This window comes from Rhodococcus quanlei, from assembly GCF_055231015.1.
Genome location: NZ_JBUYWD010000024.1, coordinates 116,243 through 127,790, shown reverse-complemented (window position 1 = coordinate 127,790; position 11,548 = coordinate 116,243). Strand labels below are relative to the sequence as shown.

General features: G+C 64.1%; 9 protein-coding genes and 1 pseudogene. 3 read left to right on the top strand and 7 right to left on the bottom strand.

The features are described 5' to 3' along the window. The 3 genes and pseudogenes from ACZI8Q_RS17850 to ACZI8Q_RS17840 all read right to left on the bottom strand — a co-directional run. Positions 1–1,044, bottom strand: a 1,044-nt coding sequence (locus ACZI8Q_RS17850; protein WP_463374900.1) for an RNA-guided endonuclease TnpB family protein, incomplete at its 3' end; no start/stop codon positions are given. Then, positions 1,044–1,175, bottom strand: a complete 132-nt coding sequence (locus ACZI8Q_RS17845) for a hypothetical protein (RefSeq protein WP_463374899.1) — start codon at positions 1,173–1,175, stop codon at positions 1,044–1,046. The genes ACZI8Q_RS17845 and ACZI8Q_RS17850, both read right to left, overlap by 1 nt. Before the next feature lie 266 nt (positions 1,176–1,441). Then, a pseudogene (locus tag ACZI8Q_RS17840) lies at positions 1,442–2,641 on the bottom strand (alpha/beta hydrolase family protein); the annotation flags it as partial. 665 nt (positions 2,642–3,306) lie between these two features. Here ACZI8Q_RS17840 and ACZI8Q_RS17835 point away from each other — a divergent pair. From ACZI8Q_RS17835 to ACZI8Q_RS17825, 3 genes are all read left to right on the top strand, one after another. After that, complete coding sequence (locus ACZI8Q_RS17835) at positions 3,307–4,494, top strand: AAA family ATPase (RefSeq protein ID WP_463374898.1); 1,188 nt, start codon at positions 3,307–3,309, stop codon at positions 4,492–4,494. Positions 4,495–4,667: 173 nt separating this feature from the next. Next, positions 4,668–6,626, top strand: a complete 1,959-nt coding sequence (locus ACZI8Q_RS17830; protein ID WP_463374897.1) for an aconitate hydratase — start codon at positions 4,668–4,670, stop codon at positions 6,624–6,626. Between the two features lie 78 nt (positions 6,627–6,704). Then, complete coding sequence (locus tag ACZI8Q_RS17825) at positions 6,705–7,400, top strand: M50 family metallopeptidase (protein ID WP_463374908.1); 696 nt, start codon at positions 6,705–6,707, stop codon at positions 7,398–7,400. Here the strand turns inward: ACZI8Q_RS17825 and ACZI8Q_RS17820 are convergent. The 4 genes from ACZI8Q_RS17820 to ACZI8Q_RS17805 all read right to left on the bottom strand — a co-directional run bounded on the left by ACZI8Q_RS17820 (position 7,387) and on the right by ACZI8Q_RS17805 (position 11,246). After that, entirely contained in the window at positions 7,387–7,896 is a 510-nt protein-coding gene (locus ACZI8Q_RS17820) for a GTP-binding protein (RefSeq protein WP_463374907.1), read from the bottom strand. The two genes, ACZI8Q_RS17825 and ACZI8Q_RS17820, sit on opposite strands and share 14 nt — an antisense overlap. 88 nt (positions 7,897–7,984) lie before the next feature. Next, positions 7,985–8,374 (bottom strand): DUF742 domain-containing protein, encoded by a 390-nt coding sequence (locus tag ACZI8Q_RS17815; protein ID WP_463374896.1) that lies wholly within the window; start codon positions 8,372–8,374, stop codon positions 7,985–7,987. Between the two features lie 6 nt (positions 8,375–8,380). Beyond that, complete coding sequence (locus tag ACZI8Q_RS17810) at positions 8,381–8,803, bottom strand: roadblock/LC7 domain-containing protein (protein WP_463374895.1); 423 nt, start codon at positions 8,801–8,803, stop codon at positions 8,381–8,383. Then, positions 8,772–11,246: a sensor histidine kinase gene (locus ACZI8Q_RS17805; RefSeq protein ID WP_463374894.1), complete on the bottom strand. Its 2,475-nt coding sequence runs from the start codon at positions 11,244–11,246 to the stop codon at positions 8,772–8,774. Before ACZI8Q_RS17805 ends, ACZI8Q_RS17810 begins: the two co-directional genes overlap by 32 nt. Between the last annotated feature and the right edge of the window lie 302 nt (positions 11,247–11,548).

Genomic DNA, 11,548 nt, shown 5'->3' with positions numbered 1-11,548 from the left:
CGTCTTCGATGAGGGATAAAACCAGTCCGCCGCCACCACCGTGGACCCATACCAGGCGGTTTTGTAGGTGAGCATCCGTCGCACCTCGGCCAACGCGGCATCGGCGAGGGCACGGTTGAGGCCCTTCGTGTAGGCGCCACCAGCACGGCGCATACCGGCGGCGCTCAACGTCTCCACGGTGACGACCTTGTGGTGTTGCGCGAGGGTGGTGGTGGCCTTGTGCACCACATCCCGGCGTATCGCAGCGGCCCGCGCATGCGTTCTCCCTATTCGGGCTTGGGTGCGTCGCCACCGCGCCGACGGTCTTTGCCGGGTCTTCGTGGCCGGGTCGTAGGGGCCGTGCTGGCGGGCGGCCTTGCGTTGCAACACACGGAGACTGGCCTGCGCTGCGGTGAGTGACTTCGGCGCCCGGACTCGGTTGATCTCGGTCCCGTCGGGGGTGGCGACCACCAGGAGGCTGTCGGCCTTCACTCCCACATCCACCCCCACCACCGGATACGGCGACCGTGACGCGTGCGCGGGCCGGGTCTTGGCCGCCACGAGAGTCTGAAACGAGCAAGACCATCGCCCCGACGAATCCTGCGTGACCGTGGCCGACAAAATCCGTGCGGTCCCGGACTCGATCCGCCGCGCACGCGCGGTCTTGAACCGCGGAAACCCCACCGCCTTCCCCGCCCGCGCACCTTTACGCGACTGGCTCCAGGCGTCCAATCCGCGGGCCAGGCTGTCGAGACCGGTGTTGTAGGCCTCCTTCGAGTTCGCACCCCACCACGGCGCATAGTCGTCCTTACGAGCGTTCCAGGTCTTCCGCAGTGCGGGCAGCGACCACCCCAGTGCGGGTGTCAGATCAGTGTCGGCGAGACCGTAGGTGCGCTCCGCCGCCCGCTGATCCATCACCGCTTTCACCAAGGCGAGCATGTGGTTGTGCGCGAACCGCGCCGCACCCGCATGCGAAAACAGGGTCCGCTGCTGGGCCGGGGTCGGGTCGAGCGCGAACCGGTACGCCTGCACCACCCACCCCTCCGGAACCTCGAACCGGGCCATCACACCCCCACCGAAGTGCCGACAAGCGTGGGGCCACGGCCGGCCAGCACGGCGGCGAGGTACTCGACTCCCCACTGGGGCAGACCGCCGCGATATTCCACGATCACCACACTTGCAGAAGGGTCCGACATCGATACGCCGCCCGCACTTCGGGGCGGCTCCCATTTTGATCGGAACCCCTCTCTCACACCATTTCCCCAGTGCACTCGTTGGTAATCACCTACCCACTGCGCGCGCAACCCGCCGAACCAGGTCGGCGTCGATTCCTCACGACGCATCCCGTCGACAATCACCGGCATGGCTCCCGCAGGCTGAGGACAAACATCACTCAGCCAACGCACCCGCTCAGACAGGTGCACATATGCTCACGTTCGCTCAGAAAGTGTCGAACAGTTCAAACCCCTCGATCGTGCAGGGATCGGACGATATTGTCGGATTCCGCCTGGACGACGCGTGCGTCGTTCGCGCCTTGGACAACCAGCAGGGGGATGCGGATCCGGTCGACCATGGTGATGGGCGACCGGGAGGCCATATCTGCTGCCTGGGCGGGGTCGTCGGGGTTGCCGACGTAGCGGTACCAATTGTTGGTGAAATGGGTGCGCGCGAACGGAGGCATCGAACGCAAGAAATTCGCCAGGTCGGAGATGCCTACGTAGTCGACCGCTGCGGCGAAATGATCGGGGGTAACGGTGACGCCGACGAGTGCCGCGTACCCGCCGTAGGAGCCACCGAAGATGCCGATTCGGTTCGCGTCGGCATACCCCTGGGCGACGGCGCAGTCAGCGGCGTAGACAAGGTCGTCGTGCATCGCCCGGACGAACTCGCCGATAGCAGCAGTAAGGTGGCGTCGGCCGTAGCCCGTCGAACCTCGAAAGTTTACCTGCAACACCACATAACCGCGGTTCGCCAGCAGCTGCGCCTCCGGGCTGTATCCCCAGGTGTCATGAGCCCAGGGGCCGCCGTGGACCAGGAGAACGAGCGGCAGGTTCTGCGACTCGACTCCGACCGGGAGTGTGAGGAAGGCGTGCAGAGGTAGCCCATCGCGGGCAGGGAAGCCCACAGCCGTCATCGGGGCCAGCGCTGCCGGGGCCAGGTGCGGATCCGGCCGGAACAGCTGCCTGCTCTCACCGGTGGCGTGATCGTAGAACCCGGCCACCGCCGGGTCGCGGTCGTGAATGAACGTTGCGACCCACCGTTGCTCCGACACGTCCGACGACAGTGTGCCCAGCACACCGTCGGACAGCTTTTCCAGCTCCGTGTGGATTTCGGCGAAGTGCGGGTCGACCACTTCGATTCGGGGTCTGTCTCCGACGAACCGAGCAGCCATCACCTCACCGGTGCGGCGGCTCGTGAAGACGGTGGGTGGCAGCACGCCGGGGGCATGTACGCCTACCGTGCACAGGTCGTGCCCCTCCACGGCGCAGACCACGGTTTCTTCGCCGCTGTCCCGGTCGATGCGGACCAGCCGCAGCTCGTCCGAGTCTTGGTAACTGCCGACCAAAAGGCCTTTCCCGTCCGGCGTCACGAGCTGCGGGTAGACGCCGAGCGGGTGCTCGGGACCGCCCAGACGACGCAGGAGCCGCCGGTCTCCGGTCTCCGGGTCCACCGCGGAGATCTCGACCGCGCCGTCCTCGGCCTGAAGGGTTTCGAAGGCTGCGCAACCGTTGCGGTCGAGCAGCACGCTGACCGCAGGTTCAGTTTGTTCCATGTGCACGACGGATCCAGGCCCACCCGATAGAGATGCCAGTCCTCGTTACCGTCGGTGTCCTGCAGGTAGAGCAACTAGCGGGAATCTTCGGTCCAGTGGAAAGTCGAAATTCCACGTCGACCGTCGTGAGTGACGCACACCGCGTCGTCATGGTCCTCGTGAATGCCTCGTACCCACACGTTTCGCCGCCCCATGTTTCGCCGCCAAGTAGGCCAACCGCGTCCCGTCCGGCGAGATCGAGGCGCCACCGAACTGCGGATCGGCAAAGAAGTCCCCTCGACCTCGATCAAATCGGCTAGGGAATCGTGGGTCACCGTGGACATTCGGACTCCGATCGGTGTCAGCATCGTGCGTGGTCCCGGTCGCCCGGGTTCACGGAGCGGTCGGTCGACCGCCCACGACAACGCAACACCATGCCCCTACGGCATGGTCAACTCCCGCGATCGTCGCCCCGGCTGGATCGTCATTCCGGGCTCTGTTGCCATTACTAGTGATGTCTAGGACACGCGCTAGATCACCGCAGATATCCCGATTCTGGTTGTTACCGTCGAGCGATGGATCCCGTCCGCAATCCGTATGCGCCCGGTGCCGGTCAGCGTCCACCCGAGTTGGCCGGCAGGACCAAGCAGCTCGAGGCGTTCGACGTGGTGCTCGAGCGCATTGCGCGGGCGCGACCTGAACGCAGTGTGGTGCTGACGGGGCTGCGAGGTGTCGGGAAGACGGTGCTGCTCAACCACCTCCGATCCGCCGCCATTTCCCGTGGGTGGGGGACCGGCAAGATCGAGGCACGGCCCGACCAGGACCTACGTCGACCGTTGTCGTCTGCGCTGCACATGGCGGTCCGTGAGATCGCGCCGGCGCACCGGGACCCCGAACGAGTCGAGGAGTTCCTCGGCGTTCTCAAGTCGTTCGCGCTGCGAGCCACCGCCGACAAGGGAATGCGTGAGCGTTGGCAGCCGGGCATCGACGCGCCCGCGAAGAAGGGGCGGGCGGATTCCGGCGATATCGAAATCGACCTGGTCGAATTGCTCCTCGACGCCTCCTCCCTGGCCAGAGACGTGGGCGTCGGCATCGCGATTTTCATCGACGAGATGCAGGACCTGGGACCGGCGGACGTATCGGCGGTGTGCGGGGCCTGTCACGAACTGAGCCAGGACGCGGCGCCGCTGATCGTGGTCGGTGCCGGACTACCGCATCTGCCTGCGGTGTTGTCGGCATCGAAGAGCTACTCGGAACGCCTGTTCAGCTATCACCGCATCGACCGGCTCGAGCGTGATGCCGCAGATCGGGCACTCATCGCCCCCGCCGAGCGGGAGGACGTGAAGTTCACCGACGAAGCCCTCGACGCGTTGTACACGGCAGCGGACGGATATCCGTACTTCGTGCAGGCGTACGGCAAGGCGACGTGGGACGTGGCGGCAGTCAGTCCGATCACCGCCGAGGACGTGCGGGTGGCGTCCCCGACCGCGGAGGAGGAGTTGGCCGTCGGCTTCTTCGGGTCCCGGTACGAGCGGGCCACGCCCGCCGAACGTGAGTACATGCGCGCAATGGCTGACCTGGCGGGCGACGACGGGCCGGTTGCCACCGCGTCCATCGCCACCGAGTTGGGACGTAAGCCGGCGTCGCTGTCACCGGCGCGGGACGGGCTCATCAAGAAGGGGCTCATCTACTCGGCGGAACGGGGTTCGATCGGGTTCACGGTGCCGCATTTCGGACGGTACCTGCGCAGCCAGAACGACTGAAGGGCTACGCCCTGTGAGTGGTTGACGAGTCCAGAGACTCGTTAACCACTCACAGGGCGCTAGCACTCTCTATGTCTCTCTAGTGGTTTCGGTAGATTCCGGAAGATTGATGAATCGATTGCGTCAGCGCATGCTGGGGTACAGCTCCAGTGACACGGAATCGAGGATCGACCATGCCGGAGACGGTTGCCAGCAAACTTATCTCGTCGCACCTTGTGTCGGGGCAGATGGAGCCCGGCGAAGAGATTGCGATCCGCATCGATCAGACGCTCACCCAAGATGCCACCGGCACTCTGGTGATGCAGGAACTCGAGGCACTGGATCTCGACCGGATCAAGACGGAACTGAGCGTGCAGTACGTCGACCACAACCTGCTGCAGGCCGACGAGAAGAACGCGGAAGACCACGAGTTTCTGCGTACGGCGGCGGCGCGCTACGGTTTGTGGTTCTCGAAACCGGGAAACGGAGTATCGCACCCGACGCACATGCAGCGTTTCGGAATTCCCGGCAAGACGATGGTCGGGTCCGATTCGCATACTCCCGCCGCGGGTTCCCTGGGGATGCTCGCAATCGGTGTCGGCGGACTCGAAGTGGCGGTGGCCATCGCCGGTCGACCGCTGAACTTGCGGATGCCGCAGATCTGGGGAGTCGAGCTGACGGGCTCGCTTCCCGAATGGTGTTCTGCGAAGGACGTGATCCTCGAACTGCTTCGGCGCCACGGAGTCAAAGGTGGCCTCAACCGGATCATCGAGTACCACGGCCCGGGGCTTGCCACGCTCACCGCGATGGACCGCCACGTGATCGCGAACATGGGCGCCGAACTCGGGGCCACCACCTCGGTGTTTCCCGCCGACGGGGCGGTACGTGAGTTCTTGAGATCAGAGGGACGCGAAGCAGATTACGTGGAACTTCTCGCCGACGAGGGCGCGCAGTACGACGTGCACGAAAGCATCGACCTGTCCACGATCGAACCGCTCATCGCGAAACCCTCGTCGCCCGGGAATGTGGTCCCGGTGCGCGAGGTGGCGGGGGAGAGCATCAGCCAAGTGGTGATCGGTTCGTCGGCGAACCCTGGACTGCGTGATTTCGCCATCGCTGCCGCTATGGTCGCGGGTCGGCAGACGGTTCCCGGCGTGAGCTTCGACGTCAACCCGACGTCGCGGGAGATCTTCTCCGATCTGACGCAGATGGGCGCGACCCTGGACCTGATCACTGCGGGAGCTCGCATCCACCAGGCCGGCTGCATGGGATGTATCGGTATGGGTCAAGCACCGGCCACGGGACGAAACTCGCTACGCACCATGCCCCGCAACTTTCCGGGACGCTCCGGCACCAAGGAAGATTCGGTGTGGCTGTGCTCGCCGGAGACAGCGGCTGCCTCGGCGTTGACCGGTGTGATCACCGACCCGCGTGACTGGGCAGTTGATGCCGGTATGGACTATCCGACGCTGAATCTGCCGGCCGACGCCTCGGTCAATACGGCGATGCTGGTTGCGCCGCTACCCGAGGACGAGGCCCGTGGTGTCGAGTTGGTGAAGGGACCGAACATCTCGTCGCTGCCGGACTTTCCCGAACTTCCCGACCGCATGGAGGCTCCGGTGCTCCTGAAGGTCGGCGACAACATCTCGACCGACGAGATCTCGCCGGCCGGTGCGCGTGCCCTGCCGTTTCGGTCCAACATTCCGAAGTTGGCCCAGTTCACGTTCACTCAGGTCGACGAGTCGTATCCGACACGGGCGGGGGAATCGTCGGATACCACCGGTCATGTCATCGTGGCCGGAGACAACTACGGCCAAGGCTCGTCCCGTGAGCACGCGGCCATCACCCCGCGCTACCTCGGGCTGCGGGCGGTGATCGCGAAGTCGTTCGCCCGCATCCATTGGCAGAACCTGGCGAATTTCGGAGTACTGGCCCTCGAATTCGAGAACCCGGACGACTACGACAAGGTGGAGCAAGGGGACACCCTGCAACTTGAAGGCGTGCGCGAAAGCATTCGTTCCGGTTCCCGTCTTGCTGTGATGAATTCGACCCGTGAAGTGGAGATTCCGGTGAGGCACCGGCTTTCCCCTCGCCAGGTCGACGACGTACTGGCAGGTGGACTCATTCCACAGTTGGCACGCCGCCAGCAGTAACCACGGTCGCCCGTACACTCGGCTCGGATGAACGAGATCATTGCTGCGGCAGACTATATTCAGTCCACCTGGGAGCGCATGAGCGCGATCAGCCCTGCTCCCGGTGCGGCGACGGTGTGGGTTGCCGTACTTGCGGCATTGATTCTCGTACTCGAGCCACACGTCTGGCGAATTGCTCGCAACGTGGTCACGATCGTCCACGAGGGCGCACACCTGCTGGTGGCGTTTCTCGTCGGCCGCCGATTGAAGAGTGTCCGTTTGCATTCGGATACGTCGGGTGTGGCGGTCTCGTCGGGTAAGCCGACGGGGCTCGGCGTGGTGCTGATGACGTTCGCCGGGTACGTCGGTCCGGCGGTGCTCGGGCTGGGAGCCGCCTGGGTGTTGGGCACCGGTCACGCCGTCGCGGTGCTGTGGATCGGTGTCGTGTCCATCGCTTTGATGCTGCTTCTGGTCCGCAACCTCTACGGTGTGCTGTCACTGGGAGCGGTGGGCGCGCTGCTGTTCGCGCTGGTCTGGTTCGGAACGCAGGGGCAGCAGGTGTTCGCGGCCTACCTCATCACCTTGTTCATGTTGATCGCTGCCCCGCGTCCGGTGCTCGAACTGCAGCGTGCGCGGTGGCGGAGACGCGCACCGGATTCGGACGCCGACCAGTTGGCCCGGCTCACCCGGATTCCGGCGTTGGTCTGGGTTGGATTATCGCTGACGGTGACCGTTGCGTGTCTGGCGGTCGGCGGCTGGTGGATCGTGGAACCTGCGTTTGTCAGGCACTTTTGATAGCTGTGTCGACCGCTGCCCGGGCAATGAGGTTTTCGACGAGCGTCATCAGCACGGACTTGCACGAATCACGATTGCGAGCGTCGCACAGCAGGACCGGGGTTTCGGTACCGAGATCGAGTGCGTCGCGAACCTCATCGGTCGTGTAGACCGGGGCATTGTCGAAGCAGTTCACCGCGACAATGAACGAGACACCGCGCCGTTCGAAGTAGTCGATGGCGGCGAACGAGTTCTCCAACCTGCGGGTGTCTGCGAGAACGACGGCACCGAGGGCGCCGCGTGCCAGTTCGTCCCACAGGAACCAGAATCGGTCCTGTCCGGGCGTACCGAACAGATACAGAACAAAATTCTCGTCGAGGGTGATACGTCCGAAATCCAGAGCCACTGTCGTCGTGGTCTTACCCGACACACCCGACAGATCGTCGATGCCGGTGGACAATTCGGTGATCGTTTCCTCGGTACGCAGTGGTGCGATCTCGCTGACGGCGGACACCATCGTGGTCTTACCGACTCCGAAGCCACCGGCGACGAGGATTTTGACCGAGGCAGCCAGATCGGCTGACGACTCATTATCAGGCAAGGTTCTACAGCTTTCGGATTCCGGTGAGTACTGCTTGCAGAATGTTCATGTCGTTGGTCCCGGCGATGTCGTCGTTGGAGTCACTGCCGAAGGGGGAACGGAAGTCCAGGAATCCCTCGGTGATGAGGTCACCGACGAGAATTTTGCTCACCGCCAGCGGCAAACCCAGGTGTGCCGATACTTCGGCCACGGACTGCGGAGTGCTACACAACTGCACGATCGCCGCGTACTCGGGTTCGACTCGTCGCAGTCGAGGAGGGGTGGACACCGTCACTACGAGTGTGAGCATGTCCAGATCGTGACCCGCCCCCATGGTGCGGCCCTGTGTAACGGCGTAGGGGCGCACCAGCGGACCAGCCGCATCGTCGAACCACGGTTCGTTTGTGTGGGTCATGGCAATCTACGCTCCACGCTCGGCAACGGGTTTACGAGGATCGGTGGACAGATAGCTGCCGAGGCGCTGCACGGTCAGGTTCATTTCGTACGCGACCATACCCAGATTCGCGTTGTTGTCGGCTTGCAATGCGATACACGCATGGCTTCCGGCCGCTGTCACGAACAGCACCGCATGGTCGAGTTCGATGACGGCTTGGCGAACACCACCACCTTGGAAGCGATGCCCGGCGCTGCGTGCGAGGCCGTACAGAGTGGACGACATGGCGCCGAAGTGCTCCGCGTCGTCGCGGCTCACCGACGTGGACTGCCCCAGGAGCAACCCGTCGGTGGAAAGCACGACGGCGTAGCGCACTCCCGCAAGCCGGTCGACCAGATCGTCGAGAAGCCAGTTGAGGTCACCCGGGTTGGAAGTAGTCACCTTCACCATCCTTTTCGTTCTTGGTTGTGTCTCCAGGTTCGGGTTCCGACTGGCGACCCTGCTGAGTACCGTATGCGATGGAGGACATCACATCTCGCGCTTGTTCCGCTGACGGCGGTGGCTGCTGCTGTGCCTGCGTGTCGACGGCGAAGTCGTGCGCCAGTTCCGGTGCCAGATTTCTCTGCCGGCGACGACGAGGCAGTCTTGGGCGGTCGTCACCGGTGGTACCGGGCGCCGGTTGTGGGGTCGCAGCCTCCGGTTCCCGAGCGGGAGCTGTGGGCTCTTCCCACAGGGACGGCGCGCGATGTTCCGGGGGGACGGCCCGTGGCGGGCCGTCGGTTGGCTCGGGGCTTGTCCACGCCTGGGGTGGTGAGACGGCCTGCACCGACTGTTCGGTGGGCGGTATGGGAATCGGGGTCGTATGCCGTGCGACACCCACCGCAGCCGAGTCGGGTCCGGTGAAATCGAGTGATCGGGGGTCGGTGGGGGCGGCGTCGGGACCGCGTCCAGCGAACCGGTCCGACAGATGTTTGCCCGCGGGCGCCGCGTCCCCAACCACCAGCGCGTTGGGCACCAGCACGATGGCCCGGATGCCACCGTACTCGGAGTCGGTGAGCTGCACCGAGATTCCGTACCGCGCACCCAGCTGGGACACGACGAACAAGCCCAGTTTCGAGGTCGCCGAGAGCGTCTCGAGTCCGAAATCCGGGGGATTGCGCAACATCTCGTTGGCACGCTCGAGCTCCTCGACGGACATTCCCATGCCCTGATCGGTGATCTCGATGACGATCCCCTTGCCGACTTCGTTGCCGCTCACCTCGACGCGCGACTGCGGCGGGGAGAACGCTGTCGCGTTGTCGACCAATTCGGCGAGCAGGTGGATGAGGTCTGCGACCACGTTGCCGAGAATCAACACCCTGGGCATGCGACGGGTTTGTACCCGCGTGTAGTCGAGGCTCTCGCCGATCGCGCTACGCACCAGCTCGAACAGTGGCACCGGATTGCGCCACTGGCGGCCGGGTACGCCGCCACCGAGGATGATCAAATTCTCGGCGTTGCGGCGTTCGCGGGTTGCGAGGTGGTCGAGTCGGAAGTATGTCTCCAACATGGCGGGATCTTCTTCGCGCCTTTCGGCCTCGTCCAGTACCTCGAGCTGCCGGTGTACGACCATCTGACTTCGGTGGGCGATGTTGAGGAACACTGCGCGCACGCCGTCACGTGTGCGTGCCTCGGTGGCTGCCGCGGTGATGGCAGCAGTATGTGCACGGTTGAATGCCTGTGCCACCGAGCCGATTTCATCGCGGCCGAAGTCCAGGTGTGCGCCTTCGGGATCGATCTGCTCGCCCACGCTGAGCTTGCGCATGGTTTCGGGTAGTTCGACTTCCGCCAGGTCCAGAGTTTCCTTGCGTAAGCGTTCGAGCCGCCCGATCAGCCGGTTGGCCAGCCATAGCGAGAGCAGGAATGCTGCGAGCGCGAGCGCGAGTACAGCACCGCCCACCCACAGTGCGTTCGTTGCGGTGCGCTGTCCTTCATCGGCGGCGTACTGGTTCGCCTGGTTGTTCAGGCGGTTCCATGAGTCGATCACGCTGGTGGACAGCTGCTCTTGCGCGGTGCGCCACTGGTCGAGGGTCATCGGCGGTGGTGCGACGTCGCCGTCTCCGTCGGTCTCCGGCGGGCTGATGAGGTAGTTCTCCATGGCGGTCACCTGCTGCCATTCGGGAGAGGACAAAGTTGCTTGGAGTCTGTCCGCTACGGGATGTGAACCCAGGTCGGCAGCAAGCTGGGGAAGGGCGGTTCGATAGAAGCCGACCCGATCCCGATACTCGTTACGCAAAGGACCGGTGTCGAGTTGCCCCCGTAGTTCGGCCACGGCGAGCGCGGCTGCACGTGACATTCCCTCCGTCACGTGCAGCAGGCGCACCCCGTTGAGTAGTCCGACACCGACTTGGGCGCTGGGAGCCCTGGAGGTGATGATGTTGGTGCCGAGTGCAACCGCATCGAGAATCCGGTTGTAGAGGCTGTACGTATCAGCGATGGACATTCTTCCGGCATCGATCTGACCGCGAATCTGGGGTAGGCGAGTTCTCAAGGTATCGAATCCACCCGTGTCGCCGGCGATGGTGCCCCCCGAGGCGTTCTCGAGCTGTTTTTGGAATGGAGCCAGTTCCTCGAATGCGGTGTCGAGATTGTTCCGGGCTGCGGTGAGCGCGGCAGGGTCGTTGCGCTGGCCGGACAGATACCACAGTGAAAACAACCGTTCCTGTTGCACTCCGGCGACGACATCACGAGCGTGACCCACGGCAGCCCGGTTGGCTGCCGCCCATTGCTCGGCCTGTCGGCCCTCGCTCACCAGATATCCTGCTGCACCGACACCTACGCCGAGCAGTACCAGGCTTGGGACCAATGCGATTGCCAGTACCCGGGCCCGGATACCGAGGCGGAGGTTCAACATCGGCACAATGTAGCTGGTCGACTATTCGACCGACGACCCGGTATCGCTATGGCACACCCGACAATTGGGAACCCAGGTGACGGCGGCCCGCGTGAAGGGCGACCGCTGTCCGGTATGCGGCGACGAGTGCGTCATAGCGAATTGTTAACTGCTCGGGACTTGTTGGCGACAGCCGAATCTCCGGGCGCATCCGAATCCAAATCGGAATCGGCCGGGACACGGGATCCGCGAAGGGCGAGACCAGAGGCTTTGTCAGGCAAATCTACCCAAATCTAAGAATTTCGGTAGAAAGCATGAGAATC

Excerpts from the sequence above, each read along its gene's own strand:
- ACZI8Q_RS17825 (WP_463374908.1), top strand. The coding sequence starts at position 6,705 with ATGAGCGCGATCAGCCCTGCTCCCGGTGCGGCGACGGTGTGGGTTGCC.
- ACZI8Q_RS17810 (WP_463374895.1), bottom strand. The coding sequence starts at position 8,803 with ATGGTGAAGGTGACTACTTCCAACCCGGGTGACCTCAACTGGCTTCTC.
- ACZI8Q_RS17820 (WP_463374907.1), bottom strand. The coding sequence starts at position 7,896 with ATGGTGTCCGCCGTCAGCGAGATCGCACCACTGCGTACCGAGGAAACG.
- ACZI8Q_RS17805 (WP_463374894.1), bottom strand. The coding sequence starts at position 11,246 with ATGTTGAACCTCCGCCTCGGTATCCGGGCCCGGGTACTGGCAATCGCA.
- ACZI8Q_RS17845 (WP_463374899.1), bottom strand. The coding sequence starts at position 1,175 with ATGTCGGACCCTTCTGCAAGTGTGGTGATCGTGGAATATCGCGGCGGT.
- ACZI8Q_RS17830 (WP_463374897.1), top strand. The coding sequence starts at position 4,668 with ATGCCGGAGACGGTTGCCAGCAAACTTATCTCGTCGCACCTTGTGTCG.
- ACZI8Q_RS17835 (WP_463374898.1), top strand. The coding sequence starts at position 3,307 with ATGGATCCCGTCCGCAATCCGTATGCGCCCGGTGCCGGTCAGCGTCCA.
- ACZI8Q_RS17815 (WP_463374896.1), bottom strand. The coding sequence starts at position 8,374 with ATGACCCACACAAACGAACCGTGGTTCGACGATGCGGCTGGTCCGCTG.